The sequence below is a fragment of the Nocardiopsis sp. CNS-639 genome (genome assembly GCF_000381685.1).
GTDB lineage: Bacteria > Actinomycetota > Actinomycetes > Streptosporangiales > Streptosporangiaceae > Nocardiopsis > Nocardiopsis dassonvillei.
In genome coordinates this window covers 1-14,516 of record NZ_KB906865.1, presented here as the reverse complement: position 1 = coordinate 14,516, position 14,516 = coordinate 1, and the positions used below count along the sequence as shown (strand labels likewise).

Annotated in this window: 13 protein-coding genes; 8 read left to right on the top strand and 5 right to left on the bottom strand. The window is 73.1% G+C overall.

Annotated elements, in window-relative coordinates; translation table 11 throughout:
• Nucleotides 1-498: 498 nt before the first annotated feature.
• Both G011_RS0118305 and G011_RS0118300 read right to left on the bottom strand, forming a co-directional pair.
• Nucleotides 499-1,794 (bottom strand): LCP family protein, encoded by a 1,296-nt coding sequence (locus G011_RS0118305; protein ID WP_019609756.1) that lies wholly within the window; start codon nt 1,792-1,794, stop codon nt 499-501.
• Nucleotides 1,795-1,978: 184 nt separating this feature from the next.
• Nucleotides 1,979-3,100, bottom strand: a complete 1,122-nt coding sequence (locus G011_RS0118300; RefSeq protein WP_019609755.1) for a galactokinase family protein — start codon at nt 3,098-3,100, stop codon at nt 1,979-1,981.
• Between the two features lie 233 nt (nt 3,101-3,333).
• Between G011_RS0118300 and G011_RS0118295 the strand changes: the two genes are divergently transcribed.
• The 5 genes from G011_RS0118295 (at nt 3,334) to G011_RS0118275 (ending at nt 8,999) form a co-directional block, all read left to right on the top strand.
• The gene (locus G011_RS0118295; RefSeq protein ID WP_019609754.1) at nt 3,334-4,458 is read left to right on the top strand and encodes a YihY/virulence factor BrkB family protein; all 1,125 of its coding nucleotides are present in this window, start codon (nt 3,334-3,336) and stop codon (nt 4,456-4,458) included.
• 181 nt (nt 4,459-4,639) lie between these two features.
• Nucleotides 4,640-5,812, top strand: a complete 1,173-nt coding sequence (locus tag G011_RS0118290) for a glutamate--cysteine ligase (protein WP_019609753.1) — start codon at nt 4,640-4,642, stop codon at nt 5,810-5,812.
• Between the two features lie 25 nt (nt 5,813-5,837).
• Complete coding sequence (locus G011_RS0118285) at nt 5,838-7,076, top strand: M20 family metallopeptidase (protein WP_019609752.1); 1,239 nt, start codon at nt 5,838-5,840, stop codon at nt 7,074-7,076.
• A 196-nt stretch (nt 7,077-7,272) separates the two neighbouring features.
• On the top strand, nt 7,273-8,370 hold the full coding sequence (locus G011_RS0118280) for an adenosine deaminase (protein ID WP_019609751.1): 1,098 nt from the start codon (nt 7,273-7,275) through the stop codon (nt 8,368-8,370).
• Entirely contained in the window at nt 8,370-8,999 is a 630-nt protein-coding gene (locus tag G011_RS0118275; protein WP_174547541.1) for a PH domain-containing protein, read from the top strand. Before G011_RS0118280 ends, G011_RS0118275 begins: the two co-directional genes overlap by 1 nt.
• Before the next feature lie 403 nt (nt 9,000-9,402).
• On the opposite strand, the gene G011_RS0118270 is transcribed toward G011_RS0118275, so the two are convergent.
• Together G011_RS0118270 and G011_RS0118265 are read right to left on the bottom strand one after the other, a co-directional pair.
• The gene (locus G011_RS0118270; protein WP_013154956.1) at nt 9,403-10,227 is read right to left on the bottom strand and encodes a purine-nucleoside phosphorylase; all 825 of its coding nucleotides are present in this window, start codon (nt 10,225-10,227) and stop codon (nt 9,403-9,405) included.
• An 87-nt stretch (nt 10,228-10,314) separates the two neighbouring features.
• Nucleotides 10,315-10,869 (bottom strand): gamma-glutamylcyclotransferase family protein, encoded by a 555-nt coding sequence (locus G011_RS0118265; RefSeq protein ID WP_026338419.1) that lies wholly within the window; start codon nt 10,867-10,869, stop codon nt 10,315-10,317.
• A 165-nt stretch (nt 10,870-11,034) separates the two neighbouring features.
• Here G011_RS0118265 and G011_RS0118260 point away from each other — a divergent pair, with 165 nt between their 5' ends.
• Genes G011_RS0118260 through G011_RS0118250 form a run of 3 tightly spaced genes read left to right on the top strand, consistent with a single transcriptional unit; the run spans nt 11,035 to nt 13,525 of the window.
• Entirely contained in the window at nt 11,035-12,414 is a 1,380-nt protein-coding gene (locus G011_RS0118260) for an NAD(P)H-quinone dehydrogenase (protein ID WP_019609748.1), read from the top strand.
• A gap of 48 nt (nt 12,415-12,462) precedes the next feature.
• Nucleotides 12,463-12,849, top strand: coding sequence for a zf-TFIIB domain-containing protein (locus G011_RS0118255; protein ID WP_013154953.1), 387 nt, complete (start codon nt 12,463-12,465; stop codon nt 12,847-12,849).
• A 34-nt stretch (nt 12,850-12,883) separates the two neighbouring features.
• Nucleotides 12,884-13,525 (top strand): AAA family ATPase, encoded by a 642-nt coding sequence (locus G011_RS0118250; protein WP_019609746.1) that lies wholly within the window; start codon nt 12,884-12,886, stop codon nt 13,523-13,525.
• Nucleotides 13,526-14,156: 631 nt separating this feature from the next.
• Here the strand turns inward: G011_RS0118250 and G011_RS32525 are convergent.
• Nucleotides 14,157-14,516, bottom strand: a 360-nt coding sequence (locus tag G011_RS32525; protein WP_231391525.1) for an HNH endonuclease signature motif containing protein, incomplete at its 5' end; no start/stop codon positions are given.

The following is a 14,516-nucleotide window of genomic DNA, read 5'->3' as shown; positions in this document are numbered from 1 at the left end:
CGTCCGGGTGAGACCTCGCTCACGCCCGGTCGCCCCCGAGGGGCGGCCGGGCGCCGTCGTGTCCGGGGCGGGGAGGGGCCCGCTCCCGAGGGGGTCCGGGTGTCGCAAACGCGGTGTTCGCGGGGTTCTGGGGCCGCGGTCGGCCAAAGTTTCCCGGCGTGTTTCCCGTGTTCGGCGTACATACGCGGGCCCGCGGTGGGAGGATGGCAACGCCGGACCACCGCAGAGGCCCGAGGGTGCGACATAGGCCACGTGCACAGGATTCGCACCTTAAGCGAGCTTTGACCTATTGTGGAGACGTGCCGGTGAGAACCGGCAGGCCAGAGCGGGTTTCGGCTCCTCTGCCACCATGACCGACGTGCCGGCCGTGCGCCCGCTGGGGGGTAGGCGCGCACAGTACGGAACGTCACGAAGAAGGGCCCGTCGCCTCGGCGACGGGCCCTTCGCCTTTCCCCGGACCGCCCGCTTCCCCCGGGCCGCGGCGGTCCGACGTCCGGCCTACTCCTGGAAGGCGCTCTCGGGGATCGGCTCCCCGGCCCGCATGGCGGCGAACATCTCCTCGGAGCGCACCTCGTCCCAGACCACCACCGAGCCGACCCCGTCCAGCGTGGGGGTCTGGCCCACGGGGATCGCGGTGGTCTGCGTACCGCCGCGCATCGCCAGGAGCATGCTGGCCAGGTGCCGCAGGTCGTCGCCCTCGTCCACCATGAAGGTGTCGGTGCCCGCGAGCACCAGCGGGACGGACTCGAAGGGGTTGAACAGCGTGGAGGGCGCGCTGGCCGTCTGGACCAGCGCCGAGAAGAACTCGCGCTGGCGGGCGATGCGGTCCAGGTCGGCGCGCGGCGTGGCCCGGGTGCGCACGTAGCCCAGGGCGGTGCCGCCGTCCATCATCTGGCAGCCCGCCTCGATGTCCAGCCCGGCCTTGGGGTCGGCCATGGCCTCCTCCGGGCACAGCTCCACGCCGCCCACCGCGTCCACGATGTCGACGAAGCCGCCCATGCCGATCTCCACGTAGTGGTCGATGTGCACGCCCGAGGCGCGCTCGAAGGTCTCCACGAGGGGAGCGGGGCCGCCGCAGACCTCCTCGCCCGCGTCGTTCGTGCCGCACACGGCGTCGGCGAAGGCGGTGTTGATCTTGTTGTCGGCGTAACCGGGGACGGCGAGGGGGACGTAGGAGTCGCGGGGGACGCTGACGATGGTGGGCTCGCCCTCGTCGGGGATGTAGAGCACCATGATGGTGTCGGTCCGGCGGCCCTCGGCGTAGCCGGTGGCCATCTCGTCCATCTGCTCCTCGGACAGGCCCTGGCGGCTGTCGGAGCCCACGATCATGTAGGTCGTGCCGGGCTGCCCGTCCGGGCGGCCCTCGTAGTCCAGCAGGGCCTCCACCCGCTCCAGCCGCGAGTTCGCGTACACGTAGAACCCGCCGACGAAGACCAGGGGCAGGACCAGCACCAGCACCAGCACGGTCACCGTGATGGTCGTGGCCAGCCGGCGCTTGCGCTCCTTGCGCCTGCGCTCGATGCCGCGGCCGTCGTAGACGCGCCCGGCGCTGTGGGTGCGCCGGGACCTCTGGGACTGCTGAGGCCTCTGGGACCGCCTCGGCCGCACCGGGGGCACGTCCTCGGCGGGCGGGAGCCGACGCGTCTCGCCGACCACCCTCTGCTCGGACTCGCGCGGGCGGTAGAGCTTCTCGAACTCGTCCGGCCTGCCCGGGGTCCCGCCGCGCCGGAACACGCCCTGCCTGTCGTGCTCGCCGGTGCGGCCGGGGTCGTCCCGGTTCCGTCGGTCAGCCATCGCATCGCCCATCTGCTCAGCGCCGTGGATCGCCTCGTCGCTTGCTTCCACCCTGTGTGATCGCGAAAAGGGTAGCGGGGTTCGGCACAATGTCACGGTTCGGCCTCTCGGATCCGGAAGGCGCCCGCCGCGCGACCGCCTCCGCACGGTGCCCGCGGGCCCCGCGCCCGTCGCCCCGACCGGCTCAGCGCAGCCGGTGGGCGCCCGCGGAGGGCACCGCGGCGCGCACGCGCGGGGGGACCCGGCCGTCGGCGCGGAACTCCCGGGCCAGCGCCTCGCCGATCCCCTCCACGCGCTCCTCGGCGGCCAGGGCCAGCACGGTCCCCGCCCAACCGGACATCCGCACCCCGCGCGCCCCGGCCCGCGCGGCGGTCTCCGCGGCCAGCTCCACCTCCGGCGTGGGCAGCCCGAAGCCGCGCAGGGACAGGTGGGAGGCGGACAGGATCGAGCCGACCTCCCCGAAGCGCCCGGCGCGCAGCAGCCCCACGGCCGCGTTGAGCCGGTGCACCTCGGTCACCGCGTACTCGACCCGGCGGCGCAGCACGGGGTCCGGCAGGTTCGCCAGCGCCCCGGACAGGTCCTGGACCGCGCGCAGCGGCCCGAGCGTGCGCTGCGCGCGCTCCAGCTCGGCGGAGCGGGCCGCGCGCAGGTCGCGCCGGGGCAGGGCGCCGGTGTCCACCACCACGAGCCTCAGCCCGGCCTCGGCGAGGTCGAACGGCAGCACGGTGGTGCGCAGGCTCCTCAGGTTCACCCGGACCGCGCACCCGGGGCGGGCCGCCAGGGCCACCCGCTGGTCGGCGGTGGCGCCCTCGGGCGGGGGACCGCCGCCCAGGTCGGCCAGGGCCAGCGCCACCGCCGCGCCCACGGCGGCCGCGTAGCCCAGGGAGGCGTGTTCGGGCAGGTCCGCGCCCAGCACCGCGCGCACGCCCGTGTCGCCGCCTAGGACACCCGTCCGGCGCGCGGCGGCCACGGCCCCGGCCACCGCGCGCGCCGCCGCCTGCCGGGGGCGCAGCGGGCCGCTCGGGGCGGCCACGTGCACGCCCGGGTCCGGCGCGGGGCCCACGGCGGCCGTCACGCCCCAGGGCAGGGCGGCGTACAGCCCGGCCCCCGCGCCGGCCGCGGTGTGCTCGCCCATGATCGCCAGGCGCCCCGGCGCGTGCCATACGCCCGCGGGCGGCGCCTGGAACCGCGCCCGGTACTCCCCGACCAGTGCGTCGGCGTCCGGCGCCTCCTCGGGCCAGTCCCCCCGAGGCCCCGCCGACCGCACACCCAACACGGCACGCAGCCGTGCCCCCGCGCCCCCCACCGAGGCCCCCTTCCGCCGGATGGATCTCCGTCCCCCAAGTCTGCCCAAGGCCCGGACGTGTCCGTGATCACCCCCGCTGAAGCGCTTCGCCCCCGTACGGGGGTGTTCGCCGCCGAATCCGGCGCGGAGGCTTCACGGGGGAGCGCGGCGCCGCTACGGTTGCGGGCCACCGGTGACCGCGGAGCCGCACGGGGTAGGGACACGGGTGACACGTGCGACGGAGAGGGGGCCGCGTGGCCGCAGCGCTGGACCGGGCCAGGGACACCGGCAGGCACTACCGGAACCTCGGCATGGACGCGTACTGGGAGCTGCGCAGGCGCAGGCCCGCCCTCGACCACCTGGTCCGGGCTTACGAGCGCTACGCCGACCGCAACGGCAACCAGCTGGCCGGGGCGGTCACCTACTTCGCCTTCCTGTCCTTCTTCCCCCTGCTGGCGCTGGCCTTCGCCGCGGTCGGCTACCTCGCCGCCGTGCAGGTCGAGGTGGGCGACTACCTCCAGCAGGCGCTGGACGGCGTCCTGCCGGGCCTGTCCGAGCAGCTGCCCATCGACGAGATCGCCCAGGCCCGCGTGGGCGCCGGTGTCATCGGTGTGCTCGGTCTGCTCTACGCGGGCCTGAACGCGGTGTCGGCGCTGCGCGAGGCCCTGCACTCCATCTGGCTCAAGAACCTCAGGGAGGGCCCCAACCTCCTCCTGCGCAAGCTGGCCGACCTGCTGGTCATGCTGGGCCTGGGCGCGGCGCTGCTGCTCGCGGTGGCCTTCACCAGCGTCGCCCAGACCGCCACGCAGTGGCTCCTCGGGCTGGTGGGCCTGGACGGCTCGCTCCTGGCCAACCTGTCCCTGCGCGCGCTGGCCCTGGCCATCGCGGTCGGCGCCAACATGGCGATCTTCGTGCTGGCCTTCGCGCTGCTGTCGGGCAGCGGGCGGCCCACACGGATGATGTGGAGGGGGGCCCTGCTGGGGGCGGTCGGGTTCGAGGTGCTCAAGGCCGCGGCGGCGGTGCTGCTGGCCGGGACGCTCGGCAACCCCGTCTACGCGTCCTTCGCCGTCCTGGTCGGGCTGCTGGTGTGGATCAACCTCGTGATGCGCCTGGTGATGTTCAGCGCGGCGTGGACGGCCACGTGGCTGCCGATGCCGCCGCCCTACACCGGCTCCCTGCCCCTGCCGGAGGAGCACGGCATGGACTGGTCCCGCCCGGACTGGGTCTCGGGGGTGACGGCGCGGGTGGCGGCGCGGGAGGCGGCTGAGCGCCGACGGGCACGGCGCGCGCTGGCCGGGGTGTTGTCCCTGCTGGGAGCGGCCGGTGCCGCGGGCACCACGGCGTGGGCGCTGCGCCGACGCCGCGGCGACCGCGTTTAGGCGTTCCGGCGGCGCGCCCGAAACAGAAATTCTTTCCACGGAATTCGCATGAAGCGAGGCGATTGTCCCGTATGTGTGCGGTGCGTGAGGGGTAGTCCTCCCCTGTCCCGGTTGACCGGTTCTCCGGGGCGCGACGGTGCGACGGCCGGGGACGGCCGCAAACACCCCCTTCGGAGGGCAGATGGGAATCGCATTCAACTCGTCCGAACGCGCGACGATCGGAGTGGAGTGGGAACTCCAGCTCGTCGACCGGCGCAGTCGGCACCTGAGACAGGAGGCGCCCAAGCTCCTGGCCGAACTCCCCGAGCTCAGCTCCGACTCCGCCCCGCCGCTGCGCCACGAGCTCATGCAGTCCCAGGTGGAGGTCGTGACCGGGATCTGCGAGACGGTCGAGGAGGCCAAGGGCGACCTGGGCCGCAACATCGACCGCATGAGGGAGGTCCTCACGCCCTGGGGGACCACGTTGACCTGCTCGGGAACCCACCCCATCGACGACTGGCGCGACCAGGAGCTCAGCCCCGGCGAGCGCTACGGCGAGCTGGTCGAGCAGATGCAGTGGCTGGTCCGGCGCATCCTGACGTGCGGCGTCCACGTCCACGTCGGCGTGCGCGACAGGGACAAGGCCATCCCCATGGTCAACGCCCTGTCGCGCTACCTGCCGCACTTCCTCGCCCTGAGCGCGTCCAGCCCGTTCTGGGGCGGACAGGACACCGGCCTGGCCTCCTCCCGGTCCGTCATCTTCGGCACGCTGCCCACCGCGGGGCCGCCGCCGAACCTTCCGCACTGGGCCGCTTTCGAGGAATACCTCGAAACGCTTCTCCGGGCAGGTACCATCGCCTCTATCAAGGAAGTGTGGTGGGACATCCGTCCGCACCCTGATTTCGGCACCATCGAGATCCGGATGTTCGACGGTATTCCCACCCTGCGCGAGGTGGGAATGGCCGCCGCGCTCTCTCAGAGCCTGGTGGAGCTGTTCGATCACCAGCTCGACCGCGGGTACGGACTGCCCAGCCCGCCGTCCTGGGTGGTGAAGGACAACAAGTGGCGTGCCACCCGCTACGGACTCGACGCTCGTGTCATCACGGACGCGCGCGGAACCACGGTTCCGCTCCGCGACGACCTGTACGAGCTGGTCCGCGAGCTGAAACCGGTCGCGACCCGCCTGGGTTGCGCCGAGGACCTGGACCTGATCTCCGAGATCCTGGACAAGGGCGCCTCCTACGAACGTCAGCGCGCGGTCATCGCCGAGGGCGGGACCCTCGACGACGTCGTGGACATGCTCGCCGCCGAGCTCCAGGGCGGTCCTCCCACCCGCGCAAGGGTCGGTGCCGGCGACGGAGCCGGTACGCGCTGAGACGTGGAGAAGAGGGGACCCTCGCATGCAGGGACATGACCTGCCGGAACAGTTGACCGCTTTCCTGGCGCGGCACGGGCGGGAGCTGAGCGGCTTCCGCCGGGACCTGCACATGCACCCCGAACTCGCCTTCGCCGAACACCGCACCACGGGGCGGATCGCCGAACGCCTGCGCGAGGTGGGCCTCGAACCGCGGGAACTGCCCCAGGGCACCGGTCTGGTCTGCGACATCGGATCCGGGACCGGTCCCCTGGTGGCCCTGCGCGCCGACATCGACGCCCTGCCCCTGACGGACGAGAAGGACGTCCCCTACCGCTCCACCGTGCCGGGGGTCGCCCACGCCTGCGGGCACGACGTGCACACCACGGTCGTGCTGGCGGCCGGGGTCTTCCTGTCGCAGCTGGAGAGGGCGGGCGCGCTGCCGGGCCGGGTCCGGCTGATCTTCCAGCCCGCCGAGGAGCTCCCCGGCGGCGCCGTGGAGGTGATCAACGCCGGGGCCATGGAGGGCGTGGACCGCATCTTCGCCCTGCACTGCGACCCCCGCCTGGTGACGGGCCGGGTCGGGCTGCGCACGGGCGGCATCACCGCCGCCTGCGACCAGCTCATGGTGCGCCTGTCGGGCCCGGGCGGGCACACCGCGCGCCCGCACCTGACCGCCGACCTCGTCTACGCCCTGGGCAAGGTCGTCACCGAGCTGCCCGCCGCGCTGTCGCGGCGGATCGACCCCCGGGCCGGGTTCAGCCTGGTGTGGGGCAGGATCAGCGCCGGCTCCGCGCCCAACGTCATCCCCGACGACGCCGTCGCCGAGGGCACCGTGCGCTGCCTGGACGACGAGGCCTGGCACGCGGCCCCCGACATCATCAAGGGGCTGGTGGAGTCGGTGGCCTCGGCCTACGGCGCCGAGGCCGAGGTGACCTACCGGCGGGGCGTGCCGCCCACCATCAACGAGGCGACCAGCGTGGCCCTCATGCGCGAGGCCGTCACCGCCGCCCTGGGCCCCGAGGCGGCGGCCTCCACCCCGCAGAGCCTGGGCGGCGAGGACTTCGCCTGGTACCTGGAGCACGTCCCCGGCGCGCTGGCCCGCCTGGGCACCCACTCCCCGGACTGGGACGGGCCCATGCTGGACCTGCACCGGGGCACCTTCGACGTGGACGAGCGCGCCATCGGCACGGGCACCCGCTTCATGGTGACCACCGCGCTGACGGCGCTGTGGGACAGCTCGCGCCGCGACACCCGCGTGGACACCGAGGAGGCCATGGCCTGAGGCGGCCCGCGGGACGGGGAGCCCCGAACCGCCGCGCGCACCGCGGCGGACCCCAGCGCGCACGAGCGCATAGCACCGCCCGGCTCCCCGCCCGCCGACCCGTCCTACCGCCCCCGGTCCGCCGCCCCGGCCGCCCGACGCGGCGACCCGCGTCCGCCTGTCGGGGCGGCTCCCCGGCTGGTGGCATCCTGAATCCATGAACCAGCCACTCACAGTCGACCAGATCCGGCGGGCGCCGAAGGTACTGCTGCACGACCACCTCGACGGCGGGCTGCGCCCGGCCACCGTCGTGGAACTGGCCCGGGAGACCGGCTACACCGGTCTGCCCACCTACGACGCGCAGGAGCTGGGGCGGTGGTTCCGCGAGGCCTCCGACTCCGGCTCGCTGGAGCGCTACCTGGAGACGTTCGCGCACACCACGGCGGTCATGCAGACCCGTGACGCCCTGGTGCGGGTCGCCGCCGAGGCCGCGGAGGACCTGGCCGCCGACGGCGTGGTCTACGCCGAGCAGCGCTACGCCCCCGAGCAGCACCTGGAGGCCGGACTCACCCTGGAGGAGGTCGTCGAGGCCGTCCAGGAGGGACTCGAACTCGGCCAGAAGCGCGCCGCCGACCAGGGGCGCAGCATCCGCACCGGCCAGCTCGTCACCGCCATGCGCCACGCCGCGCGCTCCTCGGAGATCGCCGAGCTGGCGGTCCGCTACCGCGACGCGGGCGTGGCCGGGTTCGACATCGCGGGCGCCGAGGCGGGCAACCCGCCCACCCGGCACCTGGACGCGTTCGAGTACCTGCGCCGGGAGAACTTCCACTTCACCATCCACGCGGGCGAGGCGTTCGGCCTGCCCTCCATCTGGGAGGCCCTCCAGTGGTGCGGGTGCGACCGCCTGGGCCACGGCGTGCGCATCATCGACGACATCGACACCGACACCGGCGGCGCCCCGCGGCTGGGCCGCCTGGCCCAGTACGTGCGCGACAAGCGGGTGCCGCTGGAGATGTGCCCCAGCTCCAACGTGCAGACCGGAGCCGCGGAGTCCATCGCCGACCACCCCATCCGGCTTCTGCGCGACCTGCGCTTCCGCGTCACCGTCAACACCGACAACCGCCTCCAGAGCGGCACCAGCCTGTCCGAGGAGTTCGCCCGCCTCTGCGAGGCCTTCGGGTACGGCTGGGACGACATCCAGTGGTTCACGGTCAACGCCATGAAGTCGGCCTTCCTGCCCTTCGACGAGCGCCTCGCGCTGATCAACGGGGTCATCAAGCCCGGCTTCGCGCAGCTGAAGTGGACGACCTCCTGATGGACGGACCCAACCCCACCACCCACTACTCCACCTTCACGCGGGTGGCGGCGATCGTGTGGACCGTGATCGCGGCCCTGCTGCTGGTGGACGTGCTCCTGCGCGGCGAGGGCCGCCAGGCCTGGATCGCGGGGGCCCTGCTGATCGCGACCGTCTCCGCGGTGTACCTGGTCTGGCTGCGCCCGCGCGTGGTCTCCACCGAGCGCGGCCTGAGGGTGGTCAACCCGCTGCGCGAGACCTTCGTGCCGTGGGCGGCGGTGCTCTGGGTGGACGTCACCGACGTCCTGCGGGTGCACACGCCGGGGGGCGTGGTGCGCTCGTGGCCGCTGCGCGAGACCAAGCGCCAGCGGGTCCGCGACAACATGCGCCGGGAGGGGGGATTCCTCGACCCTGACGACGACGGGGACCCCGCCTCCACGCGCCCGGTGGACCTGGCCGCCCGACAGCTGCGCCAGGACGCCGAGCGCCACAAGGCGCGCCCGCTCAGCGGGCCGGTCAGGGACGTGGACGAGGCGGGCCCCGCCGCGCTGGGCGCGGAGGACGAGCCCCAGACCATGGTCCCCCTGGAGGTGATCGTGGTCATCGGCGCGACCGCGGCCCTGCTCGTGGCAGTGTTCCTGCTGGCCTGAGCGCCGCCCCTCCCGGATCCGACCCGGCCCCCACCCCCGTGTGGCGGCCGGGTCCGCCATGTCGGGGGTTGACGCGCTTCCCGAGTTCTGGTTAGGTAAGGCATGCCTAAGGGAGAGTGTTCCGGGTGGGCGACTTCGCGCGGATGGCCGTCCGCCCGGACCTTCCCCGAGGGCGACGCGCGCGGTTCAACTGAATAACGGAAGTACAAGGTGTCCAGGTCGCGAGTCCAACGGGATCTGCGGGGATTCCGCGCGACGCGGGCACCGGGGCAAGCACTGCCTCCGACCGGAACCCGGTCGGTACCGTCCACCCCCAGGCCTCGGGGTGTACGCTCGCCACGCCGGTACCGGACGGGCCCGGTCGGAGGCGCCCCACCCCCACGGTTCTCTCCAGGCCCGGCCCCTAGGCCTGGCCGATCACCCTGTTGAGCAGCTCGCCCAGCCTGCGGGCCCGCTGGGTGACCACATCCAGGGCGCGCTCGGCCTCGAAGGGCTCGAACACCGCCCCCACGGCGTCGTTGCTGACCACCGCCAGCCCCAGCACCTCGGCGCCCGCCTCCACCGCCGCGACCGCCTCCAGGGCGATCGAGTGGCCCACCAGGTCCGCGCCCGCCTGGTGCAGCACCTTCAGCTCCGCCGGGGTCTGCGTCTGCGGCCCCGTCGTGCACACGTACACACCTTCGGGGACCGAGGCGTCCGCCTCCTGGACGGCCCGCCGCAGCCGGGGGCTGTAGGCCGACGACAGGTCCACGAACGAGGGTCCCACCAGCGGCGACCGGGCGGTCAGGTTGATGTGGTCGCGCACCACCACGGGCTGCCCCGTGGCGAAGTCCGTGCGCAGCGACCCGGCGGCGCCCGTCAGCACGGCGGTCCTCGCACCCGCGGCCACGCCCGTGCGGACCGCGTGGACCACCTCCAGCGGATCGCGGCCCTCGTAGAGGTGGACGCGCCCCATGAACACGATGACGCGCTTGTCGCCCACCCACATGCTGCGGATCTTGCCCGAGTGCCCCTCGGCGGCGGGTTCGTGGAAGCCGGGAAGGTCGGTGGCGTCCAGCTCGATGTCGTACGAGCCCAGCGTGTCCACCGCGCCCGCCCAGCCCGAACCGAGCACCACCAGCGCGTCGAAGCTGTCGGCACCGGTACGGGACAGGAGTTCGCGCGCCGCGTCGGCCGCCAGTTCCCTGGCCTCGCCGGTCGTCCTCGGCTGCTGCTCTGGTTCCGTCACACGACGGATGCTACCTCCGGGTGACCGCGGCGTCCGGGAGCGTGCGCACGTGTGTTCCCGCGCCCGGCCACACGGCGGACGCGGTGGTCACAGCTCGGTGGGCAGGCACTCCCGGGCGAGCAGCTCGGAGACGTACCAGTCGGGCGCCCCCGCCTTCTCGGCGGCCACCGCCAGCTCGCCCAGCTGGATCGCCGAGGGCATTCCGCCCTCGTAGCCGTCGAGTACGTAGGCCCAGGCCGGCACCACGCCGTGGTCGGCCGTCCGGGCGCGCACCGTGACCTTGCGGTAGGCCCGCCCGTCACCCGCGACCGACCACAGCGCCCGCCTGCGCCGCAGGTCCTCGTACTCGTCCTCGGACACGCCCCGCAGGCGGTGCTGACCCCCGCGCGGCGTCTCCAGGGCGCCCTGCCAGAAGTCCAAGTGGGGTTCGTCCCATTCCATGAGGTCGTACAGCGCCACGAACACCCGCCGACCGGCGTCCTCGACCAGGGTCGCCAGCGCGCCCCCGGGCTCGGGCAGGCACTCGCCGAAGGTCAGCCGCCAACCCTCCAACCAGCCCGTGGTGATCAGGGGTGAGTGCGGGGCCCGCCGGGCCATCTGCCCGGGGTGGAGACTGGTTCCGTACGCCGCGTAGATGGACACGGGGTCATCGTAGACCGGTTGGCCCGGGGTGCCTGCTATTTCCCCCGGTCGGCATGGCCGACAATGGGAGCAAGCGACGAAAACAGGTGGTGCCGCGCCATGCCCGCATATCACCCGGACCGGGGACGCGCGTGGCGGCCAGGCAGCAGAGGGAGTGAGGCTAGCGTGACGAAGGTCGTGATCATCGGTGGCGGACCCGGGGGCTACGAGGCGGCACTGGTCGCCGCGCAGCTCGGCGCGGACGTGACGGTGGTGGAACGCGACGGTATCGGCGGCGCCTGCGTCCTCACCGACTGCGTGCCCTCCAAGAGCCTGATCGCCACGTCCACCCGCACCACGTACGTACGCGAGTCCGACAGCCTCGGCATCCGTATCCGCGACGCCCAGGACGAGGACGCGGTCCGGGTGGACACCGACCGGATCAACACCCGCATCAAACTCCTGGCCCAGGCGCAGTCCGAGGACACCCGTGCCCGCCTGGTCAAGGAGGGCGTGGAGGTGATCAGCGGCGAGGCCCGCCTGGTCGACCCGCACATCGTGGCCGTGGGCGACCAGCGCCTGCGCGCCGACGTCGTCCTCATCGCCACGGGCGCCCACCCCCGCGAACTGCCCTCCGCCAAGCCCGACGGCGAGCGCATCCTCACCTGGCGCCACCTCTACGACATGGAGGAGCTCCCGGAGAGGCTGATCGTGGTCGGCTCCGGCGTCACCGGCGCCGAGTTCGCCAGCGCCTACCAGTCCCTCGGCTCCCAGGTCACCCTGGTCTCCTCGCGCGACCGCGTCATGCCCACCCAGGACCCCGACGCCGCCGAGGTGCTGGAGCAGGTCTTCATGCGCCGCGGCATGACCGTCCTCAACAAGACCCGCGCCGAGTCGGTGGTGCGCACCGACGACGGCGTGCTCGTCACCCTCTCCGACGGCCGCACCGTGGAGGGCAGCCACTGCCTGATGACGGTCGGCATGATCCCCAACACCCAGGACCTGGGTCTGGAGGAGGCCGGCGTCCGCCTGGGCGACGGCGGCTTCGTCGAGGTCGACCGGGTCTCGCGCACCACCGTCCCCGGCGTGTACGCCGCGGGCGACTGCACGGGCGTGAACATGCTGGCCTCCGTGGCCGCCATGCAGGGCCGCATCGCCATGTGGCACGCGCTCGGCGAGGCCGTGTCCCCGCTCAAGCTCTCCACCGTGGCCTCCACCGTGTTCACCCACCCCGAACTGGCCGCCGTGGGCGCCAGCGAGGACGACGTGCGCAGCGGCCGGATCGACGGCCGGTCGGTCACCCTGCCGCTCAACACCAACCCGCGCGCCAAGATGAACGAGGTCAAGGACGGCTTCGTCAAGCTGATCTGCCGCCAGCACACCGGCATCGTGCTGGGCGGCGTCATCGTCGGCCCGCGCGCCAGCGAGCTCATCCTGGGCGTGTCCATCGCCGTCCAGCAGCGGCTGACCGTGGACGACATCGCGCACACCTTCTCGGTGTACCCGTCGCTGTCGGGCAGCGTGACCGAGGCCGCCCGCTCGCTCATGCTGGCCTCCCCGGAGTAGGCCGCCCCTTTTTACCCGCTCCTGACAAGAATCGAGTAATGTCGTTTCGTGATCTGTCCCAAGTGTCAAAGCACCATGCGCACGTTCGACCGCCAGGGCGTCCACATCGACCGGTGTGACGGATGCCAGGGCATCTTCCTCGACCGGGGTGAGCTGGAGCGGGTCGTCAACGCCGAGCAGCGCCACTACGGTGTCGCGCCGCCGCCCGACCCCCACCAGGCTCCGCCCCACGGCTACCCGCAGCAGCACCGCGGCGGCTACCCGGACTCCCCGAAGGGCTACCGGGGCGGTCACCCCGACTCCCCGAAGGGCTACCGCGGCGGTTACCCGGACTCCCCGAAGGGCTACCGGGGCGGTCACGGCGGCTACCCCGACTCCCCGCGCGGCTACGGCGGACGCCGCAAGAAGAGCTTCCTCGAAGGCCTCTTCGACTGAGCCGAGCAGTTCCGACAACCTGAACGAGTAACCCGTGCACCCGCTGATCTGTACCCACTGCGGGGAATGGGACGAGACCCCCGACACTGCCGCGGGGGTCTCCGTGCTGCGCTGCGCCTTCTGCCAGCGCACCCGCCCGTTCCTGCGCCTGCCCCTGTACTGCGTGTCGGGGCCGAGCGGCACCGGCAAGTCCACCATCGCCGGAGCGCTGCTGGAGCGGCTCCGCGACCGCTTCGTCGTCCTGGAACAGGACCTCCTGTGGGTCGGCGGACTCCGCGACCCGGCCGACCACCACCGGCTGTTCCGCTCCACCTGGCTGCGCACCGCCGCCATGGTCCAGCAGAGCGGACGGCCCGTCGTGCTGTGCGGCACGGTGGTGCCGCCGGAGCTGGAGCACCTGCCCGAGCGCGCCCTGTTCACCGACGTCCACTACCTCGCGCTGACCTGTGAGCCCGACGTCCTGGCCGGGCGCCTGCGGGCCCGCCCCGCCTGGCGCGAGTGGGACGAGGAGCGGATCGCCGAGGCCCTGGAGTACGCGGCCTGGGTGGAGTCCGAGGCCGCGCGCCTAGAGCCCCCGGTCGACCTGCTGGACACCACCAGCGCCGAGCCCCGGGAGACCGCCGACGCCGTGTGCCGGTGGATCGAGGAACGGCACGTGCGGGCTGCCGCCTCCTGACCTGACGTCGTTACCTGTCGTCGTTGGTTGGGCCCGGGATGGTTGTGGGTGAGTGAGGGCTCCGACCAACGACCTGGTTGCGGGTGGTGGCCGGTGGCGGCGTCGCCAGCTGCCGCGAAGTGGCCCCGGAGGGCGGCCAACGGCCGGGGTTCGGGGGCGGCTGAGCTTTGCTGCGTTGGCACCAAAGGCGGCGAGTGTCTGAGGGCGCCGATCAACGCCCTGGTTACGGGTGGTGGCCGAAGGCAGCATCGCCAGCTGCCGCGTAGTGGTGCGGGAGGGCGACCAACGGCCGGGGTTCGGGGGCGGCTGGGCTCTGCTGCGTTGGCAGCGAAGGCGGCGGGTGTCCGGGGACTCCGTTTAACGCTCTGGTTGCGGGTGGTGGCCGGTGGCGGCGTCGCCAGCTGCCGCGAAGTGGTGCGGGAGGGTGACCAACGCTTGCTGTTCACACGTGGTGGGGGTTTGCTGCGTTGGCACCAAAGGCGAGCGGGCCCTCCGGCCTCGGGCAGCGGTGCTGGCCCCCGGGGCGGGGTGGGCGACGGTGGCAGCGACCACGGTGGGTGCGGGGCCCGGGCCGATTGCCGGATGCGGGCATGCCGGACACGGGCATTCCGGCTCCCGGCGCGGTCGGGGGTCATTCCCGGGGTGGTGGATCCGGATCCCTGCCGGGCGGGTGGTCTCCTCCCCGCCGCCGTCCCCGTCCTTGCCCTTGGTGGTGGTGTGTGCGGAGTTCGCATTGGTACTTGGCCCGGTTATGCGGCCCGCACAACGGTTGCAGGTTAGCCACCACCGTCCGCCCGCCCCGCGAGAACGACCGCACGTGGTCGGCCTGGCACAACGCCACCGGCACCTCACACCCGCCCGGGTGGGCGCAAGTGGCGTGCCCGTGGAACGCTGCTGTGCGCTGGCGGGTTGAGGCCAGGCGGCGGCTGTGGCCCACATCCAACACCTGCCCGGTGGGCGGAGCGGTGAGCATCCGCACCACCTCAGAGTC

Excerpts from the sequence above, each read along its gene's own strand:
- G011_RS0118305 (WP_019609756.1), bottom strand. The coding sequence starts at position 1,794 with ATGGCTGACCGACGGAACCGGGACGACCCCGGCCGCACCGGCGAGCAC.
- G011_RS0118290 (WP_019609753.1), top strand. The coding sequence starts at position 4,640 with ATGGGAATCGCATTCAACTCGTCCGAACGCGCGACGATCGGAGTGGAG.
- G011_RS0118285 (WP_019609752.1), top strand. The coding sequence starts at position 5,838 with ATGCAGGGACATGACCTGCCGGAACAGTTGACCGCTTTCCTGGCGCGG.
- G011_RS0118280 (WP_019609751.1), top strand. The coding sequence starts at position 7,273 with ATGAACCAGCCACTCACAGTCGACCAGATCCGGCGGGCGCCGAAGGTA.
- G011_RS0118275 (WP_174547541.1), top strand. The coding sequence starts at position 8,370 with ATGGACGGACCCAACCCCACCACCCACTACTCCACCTTCACGCGGGTG.